This window comes from Streptomyces sp. NPDC127119 (assembly GCF_042677425.1).
Taxonomy (GTDB): Bacteria; Actinomycetota; Actinomycetes; order Streptomycetales; family Streptomycetaceae; genus Streptomyces.
Genome location: NZ_JBHXTO010000004.1, coordinates 1 through 18,517, shown reverse-complemented (window position 1 = coordinate 18,517; position 18,517 = coordinate 1). Strand labels below are relative to the sequence as shown.

General features: G+C 67.9%; 16 protein-coding genes and 1 pseudogene. 8 read left to right on the top strand and 9 right to left on the bottom strand.

Features of this window, described 5'->3' with window-relative positions; all coding sequences use genetic code 11:
- Positions 1-155: 155 nt before the first annotated feature.
- The gene (locus tag ACFVH5_RS03075; protein ID WP_385831594.1) at positions 156-1,544 is read right to left on the bottom strand and encodes a serine hydrolase domain-containing protein; all 1,389 of its coding nucleotides are present in this window, start codon (positions 1,542-1,544) and stop codon (positions 156-158) included.
- A 73-nt stretch (positions 1,545-1,617) separates the two neighbouring features.
- Positions 1,618-3,099 (bottom strand): replicative DNA helicase, encoded by a 1,482-nt coding sequence (gene dnaB, locus ACFVH5_RS03070; RefSeq protein WP_384807813.1) that lies wholly within the window; start codon positions 3,097-3,099, stop codon positions 1,618-1,620.
- Positions 3,100-3,558: 459 nt separating this feature from the next.
- Here dnaB and ACFVH5_RS03065 point away from each other — a divergent pair, with 459 nt between their 5' ends.
- The gene (locus ACFVH5_RS03065) at positions 3,559-4,896 is read left to right on the top strand and encodes an MATE family efflux transporter (protein WP_384807815.1); all 1,338 of its coding nucleotides are present in this window, start codon (positions 3,559-3,561) and stop codon (positions 4,894-4,896) included.
- Between the two features lie 182 nt (positions 4,897-5,078).
- Here the strand turns inward: ACFVH5_RS03065 and rplI are convergent, their stop codons facing one another.
- The 4 genes from rplI to rpsF form a co-directional block, all read right to left on the bottom strand.
- Positions 5,079-5,525, bottom strand: coding sequence for a 50S ribosomal protein L9 (rplI, locus tag ACFVH5_RS03060; RefSeq protein WP_210881436.1), 447 nt, complete (start codon positions 5,523-5,525; stop codon positions 5,079-5,081).
- 18 nt (positions 5,526-5,543) lie between these two features.
- Complete coding sequence (rpsR, locus tag ACFVH5_RS03055) at positions 5,544-5,780, bottom strand: 30S ribosomal protein S18 (protein ID WP_003949403.1); 237 nt, start codon at positions 5,778-5,780, stop codon at positions 5,544-5,546.
- Between the two features lie 60 nt (positions 5,781-5,840).
- Positions 5,841-6,464 (bottom strand): single-stranded DNA-binding protein, encoded by a 624-nt coding sequence (locus tag ACFVH5_RS03050; RefSeq protein WP_384807817.1) that lies wholly within the window; start codon positions 6,462-6,464, stop codon positions 5,841-5,843.
- Between the two features lie 78 nt (positions 6,465-6,542).
- Positions 6,543-6,833 carry a 30S ribosomal protein S6 gene (gene rpsF / locus ACFVH5_RS03045; RefSeq protein WP_028804085.1) on the bottom strand — a complete coding sequence of 97 codons (291 nt, stop codon included), beginning with the start codon at positions 6,831-6,833 and terminating at the stop codon, positions 6,543-6,545.
- Between the two features lie 275 nt (positions 6,834-7,108).
- On the opposite strand from rpsF, the gene ACFVH5_RS03040 reads away from it, so the two are divergent.
- From ACFVH5_RS03040 to ACFVH5_RS03030, 3 genes are all read left to right on the top strand, one after another.
- Positions 7,109-7,423 carry a hypothetical protein gene (locus tag ACFVH5_RS03040; protein WP_210881438.1) on the top strand — a complete coding sequence of 105 codons (315 nt, stop codon included), beginning with the start codon at positions 7,109-7,111 and terminating at the stop codon, positions 7,421-7,423.
- A gap of 158 nt (positions 7,424-7,581) precedes the next feature.
- Positions 7,582-8,703, top strand: coding sequence for a peptidoglycan bridge formation glycyltransferase FemA/FemB family protein (locus tag ACFVH5_RS03035; protein WP_107020425.1), 1,122 nt, complete (start codon positions 7,582-7,584; stop codon positions 8,701-8,703).
- A 65-nt stretch (positions 8,704-8,768) separates the two neighbouring features.
- On the top strand, positions 8,769-9,800 hold the full coding sequence (locus ACFVH5_RS03030) for an alanine racemase (protein ID WP_107020424.1): 1,032 nt from the start codon (positions 8,769-8,771) through the stop codon (positions 9,798-9,800).
- Between the two features lie 132 nt (positions 9,801-9,932).
- Here the strand turns inward: ACFVH5_RS03030 and ACFVH5_RS03025 are convergent, their stop codons facing one another.
- Together ACFVH5_RS03025 and ACFVH5_RS03020 are read right to left on the bottom strand one after the other, a co-directional pair.
- Positions 9,933-11,453, bottom strand: coding sequence for a glycosyltransferase family 87 protein (locus ACFVH5_RS03025; RefSeq protein ID WP_384807821.1), 1,521 nt, complete (start codon positions 11,451-11,453; stop codon positions 9,933-9,935).
- Positions 11,454-11,596: 143 nt separating this feature from the next.
- Complete coding sequence (locus ACFVH5_RS03020; protein WP_385831591.1) at positions 11,597-14,272, bottom strand: transglycosylase domain-containing protein; 2,676 nt, start codon at positions 14,270-14,272, stop codon at positions 11,597-11,599.
- Between the two features lie 374 nt (positions 14,273-14,646).
- Here ACFVH5_RS03020 and ACFVH5_RS03015 point away from each other — a divergent pair, with 374 nt between their 5' ends.
- The 4 genes from ACFVH5_RS03015 (at position 14,647) to ACFVH5_RS03000 (ending at position 18,405) form a co-directional block, all read left to right on the top strand.
- Positions 14,647-15,330: a PadR family transcriptional regulator gene (locus ACFVH5_RS03015; RefSeq protein ID WP_384807825.1), complete on the top strand. Its 684-nt coding sequence runs from the start codon at positions 14,647-14,649 to the stop codon at positions 15,328-15,330.
- Between the two features lie 44 nt (positions 15,331-15,374).
- Positions 15,375-16,457, top strand: coding sequence for an inositol-3-phosphate synthase (locus ACFVH5_RS03010; protein ID WP_385831589.1), 1,083 nt, complete (start codon positions 15,375-15,377; stop codon positions 16,455-16,457).
- Positions 16,458-16,536: 79 nt separating this feature from the next.
- Positions 16,537-17,802, top strand: a complete 1,266-nt coding sequence (locus ACFVH5_RS03005) for an MFS transporter (RefSeq protein WP_385831588.1) — start codon at positions 16,537-16,539, stop codon at positions 17,800-17,802.
- Positions 17,803-17,916: 114 nt separating this feature from the next.
- The gene (locus tag ACFVH5_RS03000; RefSeq protein ID WP_385831586.1) at positions 17,917-18,405 is read left to right on the top strand and encodes a hypothetical protein; all 489 of its coding nucleotides are present in this window, start codon (positions 17,917-17,919) and stop codon (positions 18,403-18,405) included.
- Between the two features lie 14 nt (positions 18,406-18,419).
- Here the strand turns inward: ACFVH5_RS03000 and ACFVH5_RS02995 are convergent.
- Positions 18,420-18,517: pseudogene (locus ACFVH5_RS02995) on the bottom strand (oxidoreductase); the annotation flags it as partial.

Below are 18,517 nucleotides of genomic sequence, written 5' to 3'. Positions count from 1 at the left end.
GCGCCCTGTCGGTTCCACCCGCCTCCATATCGCCCCCTCCCCCTAAACCGGGGAATTGACACCCAAAATGCACGGGCATGCCGGGGGCGTCCTGTTTCACGTGAAACAGGACGCCCCCGGCATGACACATCCATGCGGCACAGCCGGAATGGCGGCTACTTGATGCCGCGCCACCCCTCAGGGTCCACTCCACCCGGGACGGGAGCGCCCTCACCGTACGGCTGACGGGTGAACACGAACGAGCCGAGGTCCAGGTGGGTCACCGACCCGCCAGGCCCCTCAACGGCCCGTAGAAGCTCACCGGCGTAGTAGCCGTCGAGCCCGGTCCAGGTCCCGTCGTCCTCCGCGCGGAAACGCGAGCGCCGGCCGTTGCCCGCCAGGGGCCCGAGCGTCACGCCCCCGTCGGAGGTGAGGCGCAGCGCGAAAGCGTGCGTCCCCCAGTACCAGGGTCCGGCCAACTCCAGTACGGCCCCGTCGACTTCGGGCAGTGGCCGCCACGGCTCGGGAATCCGGGGTTCGGCCTCCGCGACGATACGCACGAGGTCGGCGGCGACCGTCGCCGCCGGTGGACCCGAGGTGCAGTTCGCGAGCACGACGGCGGCGATATCGTCCTCGACGCTGATCATGAGCCCGGCGACAAAGCCCGGCAGCGAACCGCCGTGCCCCACCAGAGTCCGGCCGTTCCGATACTGAACCTGCAGACCGAGCCCGTACGCGGCCCCGGCCGCCACCTCCTCCGGTTCTGCGGGCGCGGCGGGCGTACGCATCTCCCGTACGGACTCCGCGCTCAGCACCCGGTCATCGCCCCGCGCCAGGAAGACCGCGAAGCGCGCCAGATCGCCGCTGGTCGACCAGAGCTGACCGGCCGGCGCCATCAGCCCCAGGTCCTCGACCGGCTCGGGAAGCATGACGTCCGCCCAGGGGTGCACGGCCCAGCCGCCCGCATGAGGCGCCTGCGGCTGTCCGCTCGTCCGGTGCAGTCCCAGCGGTTCGAGCACCTCGCTGCGCAGGACCTCCTCCCAGGGAGCGCCCCGCAGTTCCTCGATCAGCGCGCCCAGCAGGGTGTAGCCGGGGTTCGAGTAGTGGAACCGCCGGCCGACCGGATGCCGGTGCGGCTGCTCGCCCAGGACGTCGGCGAGTTCGGGACGCAGCGACCCGGGGGTGCGCTCCCACCAGGGGCCGGGCGACTCGGCGGCCAACCCGGCTGTGTGCGCGAGGAACTCGGCGATCGTCGCCTCCCCCGCGCCGGTGCCCGGGAGATGCTTCTCCAGCGGATCACCCAGGTCGAGCAGACCCTCGTCCCGCAGCCGCAGGACCAGGACGGCCGTGAACGTCTTGGTGATCGAGCCGATGCGGTACTGCACGTTCTCGTCGGGTCCGTGCCCGTCCACCGAGGTACGGGACCCGTGCCAGACCGTCTCGCCGCCCCGCACCACCGCCGCGACCAACGACGGCGCACGCCCCCGCGCCTGGGCGGTGGCGATTCTGTGCAGCAGGGCCCGGCGCGTGGCAGGCAGCAGTTCTTCGGCGGAAGTCGTCGTCATGGCCCCAGTCCACCTGCCCCGACGTCCCGCGTCGAGCGCATTTGGCCCCGGCCCGGTGGCTCCCGGGGAGAGATCAGGTCTGTGCCATGTCCACGAACCGGGAGTAGTGGCCCTGGAAGGCGACCGTGATGGTGGCCGTCGGGCCGTTACGGTGCTTGCCCACGATGATGTCCGCCTCGCCCGCGCGCGGTGACTCCTTCTCGTAGGCGTCCTCGCGGTGCAAGAGGATCACCATGTCCGCGTCCTGCTCGATCGAGCCGGATTCACGGAGGTCGGAGACCATGGGCTTCTTGTCCGTGCGCTGCTCGGGACCACGGTTCAGCTGGGACAGCGCGATGACGGGCAGCTCCAGCTCCTTGGCCAGCAGCTTCAGGTTTCGCGACATGTCCGAGACTTCCTGCTGCCTGCTCTCGGAGCGTCCCTTGCCACCCGACTGCATCAGCTGCAGATAGTCGATGATCACGAGCTTCAGATCGGCACGCTGCTTGAGACGGCGGCACTTGGCCCGGATCTCCATCATCGACAGGTTCGGGGAGTCGTCGATGTAGAGGGGAGCGGCCGAGACGTCCGGCATCCGGCGGGCGAGCCGGGTCCAGTCCTCGTCGGTCATCGTGCCGGAACGCATGTGGTGCAGGGCCACACGCGCCTCGGCGGACAGCAGACGCATGGCGATCTCGTTGCGGCCCATTTCGAGCGAGAAGATCACGCTCGGCATGTTGTGCTTGATCGAGCAGGCTCGGGCGAAGTCCAGCGCCAGCGTCGACTTACCCATCGCGGGACGGGCCGCGATGATGATCATCTGACCGGGGTGCAGCCCGTTCGTGAGCTGGTCGAGGTCGGTGAAGCCGGTCGGCACACCGGTCATCTCCCCCGACCGCGAACCGATCGCCTCGATCTCGTCGAGCGCGCCCTCCATGATGTCGCCGAGCGGCAGATAGTCCTCGGTCGTGCGCTGCTCGGTGACCGCGTAGATCTCGGCCTGGGCGCTGTTGACGATCTCGTCCACGTCGCCGTCGGCCGCGTAACCCATCTGCGTGATGCGCGTACCGGCCTCGACCAGGCGGCGCAGGACCGCGCGCTCGTGGACGATCTCCGCGTAGTACTCGGCGTTGGCCGCCGTCGGGACCGTCTGGACCAGGGTGTGCAGATACGACGCGCCGCCGACCTTGGTGATCTCGCCGCGCTTGGTGAGTTCGGCGGCGACCGTGATCGGGTCGGCCGGCTCGCCCTTGGCGTAGAGGTCGAGGATCGCGCCGTAGACGGTCTCGTGCGCCGGCCGGTAGAAGTCGTGGCCCTTGAGCACCTCGACCACGTCGGCGATGGCGTCCTTCGAGAGCAGCATGCCGCCGAGGACGGACTGCTCCGCGTCCAGGTCCTGTGGCGGCACCCGCTCGAAGGACGAACCCCCGCCGTCCCAGCCACCGCTGTCCGAACCGCGGTCGTGCTGGTCCTCCCTGTTCCGGCCGCCACCGTCGCGGCGCTGTCGGGAGGCGGGCAGACGGTCACTGGGACCGCTGTCGGCCCACGGGTCGTCCAAGGGCTCGGAAATACTCACCGGGCCACCTCCTCCCGTCCGCCGAGCGGACCTCGCCGTGCCCTTTATTCCTACGGCACGACACTGACAAATAAGACGCCCAACTCCGGTTCTGACGCGTCGGTTTTGCGAGGTTTCCGAAGACGGAGGAGGGAGAGGGTGCCGCACCACGGTAGGCCCGCGGGCACCGTCAGCCAATCTGGTTATCCACAGGCCATGTGGACGACGGCCCCGATGCTGTGGAGAACTCCGCAAAACCTGTGCACGACCCGGTGGACAGGCCTGTGAACAAGCACTCAGCCTGTTTTCCACACCGGCTCTGACCTGCACGTACCCCATCCACCGGCTGTGCAGAAGAAAAACTTTCCGACTCGGGCCAAGATCGATGCGAATGGCGTGCGGTGGTACGTCGCACGAGTTTGCCAGTAAGGGTCACAGGATAGTTGCATCTCTTACCTGTGGAAGATTAGATTGATGTGCATGACACAGGCTCCAGCAGCCCCCAGGGCCCCCCGGCGACGGCACGACCGAGAGATCGTCGCGCTGGCCGTTCCGGCCTTCGGCGCGCTCATCGCCGAGCCTCTTTTCCTCATGGCCGACACCGCCATCGTCGGCCATCTCGGCACCGCCCAACTCGCCGGTCTCGGAGTCGCCTCCGCTCTCCTCACCACGGCCGTGAGCATCTTCGTCTTCCTCGCGTACGCCACCACGGCCGCCGTCGCCCGACGAGTCGGGGCGGGCGACCTTCAGGCCGCCATCCGCCAGGGGATGGACGGCATCTGGCTCGCCCTGCTGCTCGGTATCGCTGTCATCGCCGTCTTCCTGCCCACCGCACCCGCGCTGGTGGAACTCTTCGGGACCTCGGACACCGCCGCGCCCTACGCCATCACGTATCTGCGTATCTCAGCACTCGGCATCCCCGCGATGCTCGTCGTGCTCGCCGCCACCGGCGTGCTGCGGGGTCTGCAGAACACACGGACACCGCTCTATGTGGCCATCGCCGGCTTCGTCGCCAACGCCGCTCTGAACGCGGGTCTCGTCTACGGCGCGGACCTCGGCATCGCCGGATCGGCCTGGGGCACCGTCATCGCCCAGTTCGGGATGGCCGCCGCCTACCTCTTCGTGGTGGTCCGCGGTGCGCGCAAGCACGGCGCCTCCCTGCGGCCCGACGCCGCCGGGATACGCGCCTGCGCCCAGGCCGGTGCACCACTGCTCGTCCGCACCCTCTCCCTGCGAGCGGTGCTGATGATCGCCACCGCCGTCGCCGCACGCCTCGGAGACGCCGACCTCGCGGCCCACCAGATCATCCTGTCCCTGTGGAGCCTGCTCGCCTTCGCGCTCGACGCCATCGCCATCGCGGGGCAAGCCATCATCGGGCGCTATCTCGGTGCGGGCGACACCCAGGGAGCCCGTGAAGCCTGCCGACGCATGGTGGAGTGGGGCATCGCCGTCGGGGTCGTACTCGGGGGCCTGGTGATCGCCTGCCGCCCCCTCTTCCTCCCGCTGTTCACCAGTGACTCGGCCGTCCATGACATCGCGCTGCCCGCCCTGCTCATGGTGGCGCTCTCCCAGCCGATCTGCGGCATCGTCTTCGTCCTGGACGGCGTACTGATGGGTGCGGGGGACGGCCCCTACCTGGCGCGGGCCATGGTGCTCGTCCTGGCGGTGTTCGCTCCGGTGGCGCTGCTCATCCCCACCCTCGGTGGCGGCCTCACCGCTGTGTGGGCGGCGATGACCCTCATGATGACCGTGCGCATGCTCACCCTGTGGCTGCGCACCCGCTCGGGCCGCTGGATCGTCACGGGCGCTACGCGCTGACTGTTTCACGTGAAACGGGGACGTTCTTGTTTCACGTGAAACGAAGGAACTCCTCGTTTCACGTGAAACAAGGCATTGGTCAACCCGGAACGAGATCGGCTCGTAGCGGCAGGACAGGACAGCAAGAAGGGCCGCACCCACGCGGGGTGCGGCCCTTCTTTCAGCTCTGCTGAGCGCAGCGGTCAGGCTGCGACTACCTCGATGCTGACCTTGGCGGCCACCTCGGGGTGCAGACGCACGGACGTCTCGTGAGCGCCCAGCGTCTTGATCGGCGAGCCCAGCTCGATGCGGCGCTTGTCGACCTCGGGGCCACCGGAAGCCTTGATCGCCGAAGCGACGTCGGCCGGGGTGACGGAACCGAAGAGACGGCCGGCGTCGCCGGAGCGGACGGCCAGGCGGACCTTGACGCCCTCAAGGCGCGCCTTGATCTCGTTGGCCTGCTCGATCGTCGCGATCTCGTGGATCTTGCGAGCACGACGGATCTGCTCGACGTCCTTCTCGCCGCCCTTGGTCCAGCGGATGGCAAAGCTCCGCGGGATCAGGTAGTTGCGAGCGTAGCCGTCCTTGACGTCGACGACGTCGCCCGCGGCACCGAGGCCGGAGACCTCGTGGGTGAGGATGATCTTCATGTTTCGGTCACCCTTCCCTTATCGCGCGGTGGAGGTGTAGGGCAGCAGCGCCATCTCACGGCTGTTCTTCACGGCCGTGGCGACGTCACGCTGGTGCTGAGTGCAGTTGCCGGTCACGCGGCGGGCACGGATCTTGCCGCGGTCGGAAATGAACTTCCGCAGCATGTTCGTGTCCTTGTAGTCCACGTACGTGACCTTGTCCTTGCAGAATGCGCAGACCTTCTTCTTAGGCTTGCGCACAGGCGGCTTCGCCATGTGTGTCTCTCCTGTTTGATCAAGAAGTGTGGGTACGACCCACCCTCTTCGGCCCTGGGCCTAGAAGGGGGGCTCGTCCGAGTAGCCGCCACCGGAACCGCCGGAGCCGCCGGAGTTTCCACCCCAGCCACCGCCGCCGCCACCGCTGCCGCCGGCCTGGTTGCCGCCGCCCGCAGGAGCGCTGGTCGCCCAGGGATCGTCGGCGGGAGCACCGCCGCCACCCTGCTGCTGACCGCCGCCGGAGCCTCCGCCCCAGCTGCCGCCCTGCTGGCCGCCGCCACCGCCGCCTCCGCCGCTGTAACCGCCCTGGCCACCTCGGCCGGTGGTCTTGGTGACCTTGGCCGTGGCGGTCTTCAGGCTGGCGCCGACTTCCTCGACGTCCAGCTCGTAGACCGTGCGCTTGACGCCCTCACGGTCCTCGTAGGACCGCTGCTTCAGCCGGCCCTGCACGATGACGCGCATGCCTCGCTGGAGCGACTCCGCGACGTTCTCCGCCGCCTGACGCCAGACCGAGCAGGTCAGGAACAGGCTTTCGCCGTCCTTCCACTCGTTCGTCTGACGGTCGAAGGTGCGGGGAGTGGACGCGACACGGAACTTCGCGACCGCCGCACCGGACGGGGTGAAGCGCAGCTCGGGGTCGTCGACAAGATTGCCGACGACCGTGATGACGGTCTCGCCTGCCATGGGGGAACCTCTCGGCGGGTTTGCTGCTGGCTGCTTGGTGCTGCTACTCGATGCCCGAGCTCAGCTGAGCTGGAAAGCTCAGTGGGTCTCGGGACGGAGGACCTTGGTCCGGAGGACCGACTCGTTCAGGTTCATCTGGCGGTCGAGCTCCTTGACGACCGCAGGCTCGGCCTGCAGGTCGATGACCGAGTAGATGCCCTCGGGCTTCTTCTTGATCTCGTACGCGAGACGACGACGGCCCCAGGTGTCGACCTTCTCGACCTTTCCGTTCGCCTCACGGACGACGGAGAGGAAGTTCTCGATCAGCGGCGAGACAGCACGCTCTTCGAGATCGGGGTCGAGGATGACCATGACTTCGTAGTGACGCATGTGTAACCCACCTCCTTTGGACTCAGCGGCCACGGTCGTTCCGTGGCAGGAGGGTTGTGATGCGTTCGCAACGGTATCGGCAGCCACTGACAATCGGGCCGCCGATCAGCGAACTGAGCGAGGGACCGTGCCGTGGCCTGGGCAGACACCGGTGCAGACGCTACAGACTACCCGCTCACCGGCTTCCGGTTGAAATCAGGGCCCGGTGACCGTCAGTCTGTACCCATCGGGTGTGTATGGCGCTACGATGCGCCACCTTCCGCAGGAGGTGCCAGATGGCACAGACATTGCGACCCAACACCGCCGGCTCTCTCTTCGCCACCGACCACAAGCCCCATCCGCTCCAGCACACGCTGGTCGCCGTGACGGCGGTCCTCGGAGTCACGGCCTTCGTCTCCGCGATGTTCCACAGTCTCCATCTGCTCAGTTCGTGGGCGGGGCTGATCGGCATCATCACCGGCGCGTACGGACAGTTCGTCTCCGAGACCACCCGGGAACGGTTCGCACTGATCGTCGGTCTGGGTGCCTCCGCCGTCGGCTTCCTCCTCGGCATGGCGCACGGCGGCCTCTTCGGCGGCGTCATCGGCTGAGGGCGGCTCCGGACACGTGTCGAGGGGCCCCGGCCACACACCGGCCGGGGCCCGGGACGCATACGGCCAGACGGGGCGCTCGCAGGGCGCAGTAGGCTTCGGCGCGAGAGCCGGAGCCCCTGTACCCATGGGGACACACCAGCCGAGGAGCGCCCCGAATGAGCCTGACCCTGAGGACCATCAGCCGCGAGCAGCATCTGGCGTACATCCAGAGCCTGCCCGCGGCCAGCCACATGCAGGTCCCCGCCTGGGCAGATGTCAAGGCGGAGTGGCGCTCCGAGAGCCTCGGATGGTTCGACGACAGGTCCGGCGAGATCGTCGGTGCGGGCCTGGTGCTGTACCGCCAGCTGCCCAAGATCAAGCGCTATCTCGCCTATCTGCCCGAGGGACCGGTCATCAACTGGTTCGCGCCGAATCTGACCGAGTGGCTGGATCCGATGCTCGCGCACCTCAAGCAGCAGGGCGCCTTCTCCGTGAAGATGGGCCCGCCGGTGATCATCCGGCGCTGGGAGGCCACCTCGATCAAGAGGGGCATCCAGGACCCGGACGTGAAGCGCCTGCGCGACATCGAGGCCGACTTCATCGAACCGCGCGCCTTCGAGGTCGCCGACAAACTCCGGCGCATGGGCTGGCAGCAGGGCGAGGACGGCGGGGCGGGCTTCGGCGACGTACAGCCCCGCTACGTCTACCAGGTGCCGCTGGCCAACCGGTCGCTGGAGGACGTCCACAAGGGCTTCAACCAGCTCTGGCGGCGCAACATCAAGAAGGCCGAGAAGGCCGGCGTCGAGGTCGTCCAGGGCGGCTACCAGGACCTGGAGGAGTGGCAGCGCCTCTACGAGATCACGGCGCTGCGCGATCACTTCCGGCCCCGGCCGCTCGCGTACTTCCAGCGGATGTGGACGGCTCTCAACACCGAGGACCCCAACCGCATGCGGCTGTACTTCGCGCGGCACGAGGGTGTGAACCTGTCCGCCGCGACGATGCTGGTCGTCGGCGGGCACGTCTGGTACTCCTACGGCGCCTCCGACAACATCGGGCGGGAGTTCCGGCCCTCGAACGCCATGCAGTGGCGGATGCTCCGCGACTCCTACGCGCTCGGGGCGACCGTCTACGACCTGCGCGGCATCTCCGACTCGCTGGACGAGACCGATCACCTTTTCGGGCTCATCCAGTTCAAGGTGGGTACCGGCGGGCAGGCCGCCGAATACATCGGCGAGTGGGACTTCCCCCTCAACAAACTGCTCCACAAGGCTCTCGACATCTACATGTCGCGCCGCTGACGCACCAGAATTCGTCTTCACATCTCTGATACACCGCTGCCACGAGAAAGGTTCCAGGTCCGGCCATGGCGCTCACGCTCTACGTCGACACCGCACGCTGGCGGGCGCACCACAAGCACGTGTCCGAGCAGTTTCCGGGACTCGTCCCCGTCTGCAAGGGCAACGGCTACGGCTTCGGCCACGAGCGGCTCGCCGACGAGGCCACCCGCCTGGGCTCGGACGTCCTGGCCGTCGGCACGACCTACGAGGCGGCGCGGATCAAGGACTGGTTCGGCGGCGACCTTCTGGTGCTGACGCCGTTCAGGCGGGGCGAGGAGCCCGTACCGCTGCCCGACCGTGTCATCCGGTCCGTCTCGTCCGTCGACGGGGTCTACGGCCTCGTGGGCGCCCGTGTCGTCATCGAGGTCATGTCCTCCATGAAGCGGCACGGGGTGAGCGAGCGGGATCTGCCCCAGCTGCACGCCGCCATAGAGAACGTGCGCTTGGAAGGCTTCGCCATCCACCTGCCCCTGGACCGTACCGACGGCTCGGACGCCGTCGAGGAGGTCATCGGCTGGATGGACCGGCTGCGCGCGGCACGGCTGCCGCTGCACACGATGTTCGTCAGCCATCTCAAGGCCGACGAGCTCGCCCGGCTGCAGCAGCAGTTCCCGCAGACCCGTTTCCGGGCCCGTATCGGCACACGGCTGTGGCTGGGGGACCACGACGCGACCGAGTACCGCGGAGCCGTCCTGGACGTCTCGGCCGTCGCCAAGGGCGACCGTTTCGGCTACCGGCAGCAGAAGGTCGCCTCGGACGGCTGGCTGGTCGTCGTGGCGGGCGGTACGTCGCACGGGGTGGGCCTGGAGGCCCCCAAGGCCCTGCACGGCGTCATGCCGCGCGCCAAGGGCGTCGCCCGGGCCGGCCTCGCCACGGTCAACCGGAACCTCTCGCCGTTCGTCTGGGGCGGCAAGCAGCGCTGGTTCGCGGAGCCCCCGCACATGCAGGTCTCGATCCTCTTCGTGCCCTCGGACGCGCCCGAGCCGAAGGTCGGCGAGGAGTTGGTGGCCCATCTGCGGCACACCACCACGCAGTTCGACCGCGTCGTCGAGCGCTGACCGCACGGCGCCGCGCGCCGGGCCCGCACACGGGCGAAAGGCCGTACACGGACTCCGTGTACGGCCTTTCGTGTGTCTGTCCCGGCCTCTGCCCCTACTCCTGTTCCAGTCCCTGCTCCCGCTCCTGTTCGCTCAGAGCGAACTCGGGTCTCTCCCGTCCTTGCCCTCGCCGCCGCCCCACTCCACGTACGGGCCGTCGAACTGTGCCGCGTGCCGGGGCGGATGGGCCGCCGGGCCCACGACGAAGACGTCCTGGGCGCCGTCCAGCACACCGCCCGACGGATCGTCGTCCCCGGAGCGGCGCACCACGTCCCTCTCGGGCATGAGGATGTCGCGCACGATCACGGCGCACAGGTACAGCGTCCCCAGGAGGTGGACGGCGATGGCCAGCTGGTAGCCCTCCTGGGGCAGTCCCTTGTGGGCGTCGCCGCTGGTCGTGTAGGCGAGGTACATCCAGATCCCGAGGAAGTACGCGACCTCGCACGCCTGCCAGATCAGGAAGTCCCGCCACTTCGGGCGGGCCAGCACCGCGAGGGGAATCAGCCACAGTACGTACTGCGGCGAATAGACCTTGTTGGTGAGGATGAAGGCCGCGACGATCAGGAACGCCAGCTGGGCGAAGCGGGGCCGGCGCGGAGCGGCCAGCGTGAGTGCCGCGACGCCGACGCAGGACAGCAGCATCAGTACCGAAGCCCACGTGTTGACGGTGTCGGTGTCGAGCGGCGTGTCACTGCGCTGGGAGAGGATCAGCCAGAAGGAGCCGAAGTCGACCCCGCGTTCCTGGCTGAACGTGTAGAACTTCGACCAGCCCTCGGGCGCCAGCAGCATGACCGGAAGGTTCACGACCAGCCAGGCGCCCGCTGCGCCGAGCAGGGCGGTGCCGAACGCACGCCACCTGCCCGCCCGCCAGCACAGCACGAGCAGCGGCCCCAGCAGCAGCACGGGATAGAGCTTGGCGGCCGTGGCGAGCCCCAGGAGGACCCCGAAGGCGAGCGGACGGCTCCGGGACCACATGAGCATCGCCGCGGCCGTCAGAGCGACCGCCAGGAGGTCCCAGTTGATGGTGGCGGTCAGCGCGAAGGCGGGCGCCAGAGCGACCAACAGGCCGTCCCAGGGCCGCCGCCGGTGGGTACGGGTCACGCAGACGGCGATGACGGCCGTGCAGGCCATCAGCATCCCGGCGTTGACCATCCAGTAGACCTGCTCCTGGTCCTGGATGCTTCCGCTGCCCGGCGTGAGCCAGGAGGCGACCTCCATGAACACGCCGGTGAGGACCGGGTATTCGAGGTACTCCATGTCGCCTTCGAGCTTGTCGAAGTACGGCACGAGACCGTCGGCGAAGCCACGCCCCTGGTAGAGGTGCGGAATGTCCGAATAGCAGGCGTGTGTGTACTGGGAGCTGGCCCCGAAGAACCAAGCACCGTCGTAGCAGGGCAGTTTCTGCACCATGCCGAGGGCGAACATGCCGATCGCGACGAGTGCGACGACCCGTACGGGAGTCCACCAGGACGTCCCCGTCAGCGCGCGCCGCCCGAGGGGACCACCGAACAGTTCACTGCCGGTCGCCGCGACCGGGTCCTCCTTGGTCGGCGGCACCAGATCTGGCTCGTGCACGCTCGCGCGCGTCGTTTCTGCACTGGGCATGCCGCACATCCTGCCGTACGTGCCTGGGAGGACGCCGGGGGCGGGCGGGTTCGAGCCCTGCAGGCGCCCGCCGGGGCGCCGGACCTCGTAAAACGCGAGTGGCCGCCGACCGGAGCCGGCGACCACGTCGCGTCGATGAAACTTCTTGGCTGCTAGCCCGAGGACCCCTGGAAGAGGCCGCCGTTGCCGTTGCCTCTGCTGTTCCCGCCGTCCTCCTCCTGGGATTCCGAGGTCGAGGGACTCGCGCCGCCGTCCGTACCACCGGTGTCGGTCTCGCCGGTGCTGGCTCCGCCGTCGTCCTCGCAGCCGAAGCCGAAGGCGCCACAGGACTCGCTGGTGGTGGGAGCGGGGGGAGACGGCTCGCTCTTGGTCGGCGTGGGCTCCGGCTCCTCGGTCTCCTCCTCCTTCGTCTCGGTGGGCGTCGGAGTCGGGGTCGGGACCACGACGTCGTTGACGACCTCGCCGATGGGCTCGGGCGTCGGGAACTGCTCGACCTTCGTGCCCTTGAGCGCCTGCTCCATGTAGTCGTGCCAGATCTCGGCCGGGAACGAGGCGCCGTGGATCTTGTCCTGGCCGCCCGTTCCGTACATCTCCAGGAACTCGCGCTTCTTGTTCGACTCGTCGTCGTCCATGCGGTACATGGAGATCGCGGTCGACAGCTGCGGGGTGTAGCCGACGAACCAGGCGGACTTGTTGCCGTCGGTCGTACCGGTCTTGCCCGCCACCGGCCGGTTGCTCAGCTTCGCCGCGGTACCGGTGCCCTCGTCGACGACGGTCTTGAGGACGTCGGTGACGTTGTCGGCGACCAGTGCCGTGAAGGCCTGCTTCGCCTTGGCCGAGTTCTCGTGCGTGAAGACCGTTCCGTCCTTGTCGGTGATCTCGTCGACCGAGTACGGCTCGCTCTGCTTGCCGCTCGCCGCGAAGGTGGCGTACGCGCCGGCCATGCGGATCGCGCTCGGGTCGGAGGTACCGATGGAGAAGGACGGGAAGTTGGCGCTGGCCAGGCTGCCTTCCTTGATGCCGGCGTCCACCGCGGACTCCCGCACCTTGTCCAGGCCGACGTTCATGCCCAACTGGACGTAGGCGGAGTTCGAGGAGACCCTCATCGCCTCACGCAGGTCGATCTGGAAGGTGGGCGGGTTGTACGACTCGTCGCCGTCGTTCCGCTGCAGCCATTCCTTCTCGTCCTTGTCCTTCCAGACCGTCCCGTCGTAGTCCTCGATCTTCAGCTTGTTCTTGCCGCTGTACAGGCTCTTCGGAGAGACCTTGATCCGCTCGTCCTGGGCCTGGGTCGGCTCCAGGTCGGGATCACGCACGCCCCACTTCATGGCCGCCGCGAGGACGAACGGCTTGAAGGTCGAACCGACCTGGGCGCCCGTCTGGTCGGCGTTGTTGGTGAAGTGCTTGGTCGCGTCCACACCGCCGTAGATGGCCTTGATCGCGCCGGTCTCCGGGTCCACGGAAGCGCCGCCGAACTGGACGTGCTTGTCCGTCTTCGGGCGCTCCTTCTCCTTGATGTTCTCCTTGCGGACCTTCTTCACCGCGGCTTCGAGCTGGGTGACCTTCTTCTTGTCGAAGGTCGTGTGGATCTCGTAGCCACCGTCACGCAGCTGCTTCTCGGTGATCCCGGTCTTCTCGCTGTTGTTGACGATGTACGCCTTGGCGAGGTCGACCAGGTAACCCACCTGGCCGCCCAGCTGGGCGTTCGACCGCGGGCTCTGCAGCGTGGGGAAGTCGGGGTACTTGGCGCGTACCGACTCCTCCAGGTGCCCGTCCTTGACCATCTCGCCGAGGATCCAGCGCCAGCGGGTCTCCGCGCGCTGGCGGTTGGCCGCGGGGGTGGCGGACGGGTCGATCGACTCCGCGCCCGCCGGGTCGTAGTACGTGGCGCCCTTGAGCACCGACGCCAGGAAGGCGCACTGGCTCGGGTTGAGGTCCTCGGCGTCCTTGTCGAAGTACGTACGCGCGGCGGCCTGGATTCCGTAGGCGCCGCGGCCGTAGTAGGCCGAGTTCAGATAGCCGGCCATGATGTCTTCTTTGTCGACATTGGCGCCGACCTTGATCGAGACGAAGAGCTCCTTGAACTTCCGGGAGATCGTCTGCGACTGGTCCTCCAGCATGGCGTTCTTCACGTACTGCTGGGTGATCGTGGAGCCGCCCTGGGTCTGACCGCCCTTGGCCATGTTGAACAGGGCGCGGCCGATACCCATGGGGTCGACGCCCCGGTCGTTCTCGAACGTCTTGTTCTCGGCCGAGATGACGGCGTAGCGCATCTCCTTGGGAATCCGGGAGTAGTCGATGATCTGCCGGTTCGTCTCACCACCGGTGGCGACCATCTGCGTGCCGTCGGCCCAGTAGTAGACGTTGTTCTGCGCCTCCGCCGTCTTGGCGACGTCCGGCAGGCCCACCAGCGCGTACGCGACTCCCGCGACCGCCATCATGCTGCCGAAGAAACCGATGAACAGACCCGTCACGAGCTTCCAGGACGGCACCCAACGTGCCGCCCCGTACCTGCCCGCGCGCGGGTAGTCGATGATCCGCTTCTTCGGCGGTACGGACCCACGCCCGCGCCCACGGCCTCCCTGCCCCGCGCCGTCGGCCGCTCTGCGTCGACCGGCGGCGCTGCTGTTTCTCTGTGACGCCCGCCGGGCCTCGGCGCGACTGCCGAACGGGCGTTCCTCACCCCCCGAGTCGTATGAATCGGAAGGAGACTCGGTTGCGCCTCGCGGTGCCGCACGGCGGCCGGAGGACGAGCCGGTCTGGCCGCGTCGGGCCGCGGCACGTCCGCCACCTTGCGGCTGCGGCGATTTGCGACGGTGCTCGCTCATCGAACGATTACTCCTCGGGCAGGCGCACCTGAGCGCACCTGGAAACGGCAGCTGGTTTCCGGTCCCCCCGAAGTACGGATGCGGTCGTTTTTACATTCATCCGTACTGCACCGAGGACAAGGACGTCCCCAGGCGTCACTCGGTTCCCGGTGGTTTGCATGGCGGACAGACTACGCACCGTCAAAACCTGCCTAGCACCGAAGTTCACCCCAAATCAGGCAACTTGCTTCCTACGAATCGGTGATGTGACGCCGTTCACCGTGCCCCCTCTTGTCGCAGGGGGAGGACCGATCTATCGTGTCGATGTATCGAGTCGATACATCAGCTCGGCATAAAGACCGTCACGGCACGGCCGCGGCAGAGAGGAGGCGACGATGAGCCGGCGTTCCGGGATCCTTGAGTTCGCCGTCCTCGGCCTTCTCCGCGAGTCCCCGATGCACGGCTATGAGCTGCGCAAACGTCTCAATACGTCACTGGGTGTGTTCCGTGCGTTCAGCTACGGGACGCTCTACCCCTGCCTCAAGACGCTGGTCGCCAACGGCTGGTTGATCGAGGAACCGGGGAACACCTCCGAGGACGCCCTCGCGGCGCCGCTCGCAGGACGTCGCGCCAAGATCGTCTATCGGTTGACGGCGGAAGGTAAGGAACACTTCGAGGACCTCCTCTCGCAGACGGGTCCCGACGCGTACGAGGACGAACATTTCGCCGCTCGTTTCGCCTTCTTCGGCCAGACGTCACGGGATGTACGGATGCGGGTCCTCGAAGGCCGCCGCAGCCGTCTCGAAGAGCGCCTGGAGAAGATGAGCGCCTCACTGGCGCGCACCCGGGAGCGACTCGACGACTACACGCTTGAGCTCCAGCGCCACGGAATGGAGTCCGTGGAGCGCGAAGTGCGCTGGCTGAACGAGCTCATCGAGAGCGAGCGGGCGGGACGGGACCAACGGCGTCCCGGACCTGACGGCTCCGCTCAGCAGGACAACACATCTGGGGAGTCGGGCGGCCTGCCCCGGCCCGGGGGCACCCCCGGGCCGGATCCGTCCGATGACACTGCCACGTGAAGTCCTCTCAGGGCTTCACCGAGTACACACAGGGAGCAACCGGAATGGGTTCGGTTCGCGTAGCCATCGTCGGCGTGGGCAACTGCGCCGCCTCGCTGGTTCAGGGCGTCGAGTACTACAAGGACGCCGACCCGGCGTCCAAGGTGCCGGGCCTGATGCACGTCCAGTTCGGCGAATACCACGTGGGTGACGTCGAGTTCGTCGCCGCCTTCGACGTCGACGCGAAGAAGGTCGGCCTCGACCTCTCGGACGCCATCGGCGCCAGCGAGAACAACACCATCAAGATCTGCGACGTCCCGAACAGGGGCATCACGGTCCAGCGCGGCCACACCCATGACGGGCTCGGCAAGTACTACCGCGAGACCATCGAGGAGTCGACCGAGGCCCCGGTCGACGTCGTCAAGGTCCTCAAGGACAAGCAGGTGGACGTCCTCATCTGCTACCTGCCCGTCGGTTCCGAGGACGCGGCGAAGTTCTACGCCCAGTGCGCCATCGACGCCAAGGTCGCGTTCGTCAACGCTCTGCCGGTCTTCATCGCCGGCACCAAGGAGTGGGCGGACAAGTTCACCGAGGCGGGCGTCCCGATCGTCGGCGACGACATCAAGTCGCAGGTCGGCGCCACCATCACGCACCGCGTGATGGCGAAGCTGTTCGAGGACCGCGGTGTCCGTCTCGAGCGCACCATGCAGCTCAACGTCGGCGGCAACATGGACTTCAAGAACATGCTGGAGCGCGACCGCCTGGAGTCCAAGAAGATCTCGAAGACGCAGGCCGTCACCTCGCAGATCCCCGACCGTGACATGGGCGCGAAGAACGTCCACATCGGTCCCTCGGACTACGTGGCCTGGCTCGACGACCGCAAGTGGGCGTACGTCCGCCTCGAAGGCCGCGCCTTCGGTGACGTCCCGCTGAACCTGGAGTACAAGCTGGAGGTCTGGGACTCCCCGAACTCCGCGGGTGTCATCATCGACGCCCTGCGCGCCGCGAAGATCGCCAAGGACCGCGGCATCGGCGGCCCGATCCTCTCCGCGTCGAGCTACTTCATGAAGTCCCCGCCCGTCCAGTACTTCGACGACGAGGCGTACGACAACGTCGAGAAGTTCATCAAGGGCGAGGTCGAGCGCTGAAGGCTCGCTCCGCGCACGGCTGTTGAGGGTCCCCGGGGCATCGCTCCGGGGACCCTCGCCCTGTGCGAGGCTGTAACCCATGGCTGTCGTGAGTGACCTGCGCGTACTCCTGCGCTTCAGGAACTTCCGGCGTCTGCTCGCCGTCCGGCTGTTGTCACAGGGCGCCGACGGGGTCTACCAGGTCGCGCTCGCCACGTACGTCGTCTTCTCGCCGGAGAAGCAGACGTCGGCCGCCGCGATCGCCTCCGCGATGGCGGTCCTGCTCCTCCCGTACTCCCTCGTCGGCCCCTTCGCGGGCGTCCTCCTGGACCGCTGGAGACGCCGCCAGGTCTTTCTGTACGGGAACCTGCTGCGGGCGCTCCTGGCGTCCCTGACGGCCGTTCTGATGCTCAGCGGTGTACCGGACCGGCTGTTCTACGCCTCCGCGCTGTGTGTGACCGCCGTCAACCGGTTCGTGCTCGCGGGTCTTTCCGCCGCCCTGCCCCGCGTGGTCGACTCCGAGCGCCTGGTGATGGCCAACTCCCTGTCGCCCACGGCCGGCACACTCGCCGCGACCCTCGGCGGCGGCCTCGCCTTCGTCGTACGCCTCGTGGGCTCCGACTCCGACGCGGCGGTCGTCCTGGTGGGAGCGGCCCTGTACGTGTGCTCCGCGCTCGCCTCGCTGCGACTGGCCCCGGATCTGCTGGGCCCCGAACGGCACTCGGTGCGGCCACGACTGAGGACGGCCGTGCTCGGCACCGCGCGCGGCCTTGCGGCGGGCGTGCGTCATCTGGCCGAGCCCGCGCGCCGCGAAGCCGCCTGGGCGCTGGCCGCGATGACCCTGATGCGGTTCTGCTACGGCGCGCTGACGGTCATGGTGCTGATGCTCTGCCGGTACGCCTGGTCGTCCGGCCCCGACGACGACGGGCTCGCCCTGCTCGGCCTGGCCGTGGGCATCTCCGGAGCGGGTTTCTTCGCCGCGGCCGTGCTGACACCGGCGGGCGTGAACCGGCTCGGCCCCGATGGCTGGATCATCGCGTGCGCGGCTACCGCCGCCGTCCTGGAACCGGCGCTGGGCCTGTCGTTCGCACAAATCCCCCTCCTGATCGCGGCCTTCGTACTGGGTCTGACCAGCCAGGGAGCGAAGATCGCCACTGACACCGTCGTCCAGTCGTCCATCGAGGACGGCTTCCGTGGCCGGATCTTCGCCGTCTACGACGTCCTGTTCAACGTCGCCTTCGTGGGCGCCGCGGGAGTGGCCGCCCTGATGCTGCCCCCTGACGGCCGATCCGTGCCGCTTGTGGTCACGGTGGCCGTTATCTACGGGGCGGTTGCTGCGGCTATGGCCCGCTTTGAGCGCCAGTAAGTGTCACATCAAGGACACAGAGACACTCCGGGCTACGGAGTTGTCAGTGGGGCCCGGTAGCTTACGTGCGTCTTATTTCGCGCCACGCGCTCCACGTTCGAGGGGGACCCCCAAGTGACCACGCCGCCGCCGCAGGGCCAGAATCCGTTCGCTCAGGGCCAGCCGGCCGAGGGAAATCCTTACGGGCAGCAGCCGCCCCAGGGCAGCCCCTACGGACAGCAGCCCCCGCAGGGCTACCCGCAGCACCCGAACGCTCCCTACGCACCGGTCCCGCCCGAGCCGCCGAAGCGCAACCTCAAGAAGTACCTGCGTTTCGCCATCCCGGTCGTCGTCCTCATAGTCGCCGTCGGCGGCTGGCTGGCGAGCCGTGACGATGCGTCGAGCGCCAAGGTCGGCGACTGCATGAGCATCGGCAACCCGAACAGCACCACCGACCCGGAGCTTGAGGTCGTGGACTGCGGCAACTCCAAGGCCGCGTACAAGGTCGAGCAGAAGAAGAGCGACAACTCGGGCTGCGACCGCACCAAGTACGCCGAGTACACCGAGACCGGCGGCAGCAGTGACTTCACCCTCTGCCTGTCGGAGTACTCCGCAAAGAAGTAAGAACCAAAGAAGTAAGAACCGGCGCGCTTGTCCGACGTCTCCGCGATCAGCCGGGCCCGCCGCTCCTCGTCCAGGCCGTCGCCGCCGAAGAACGCCGTGTCCTCGATGTAGC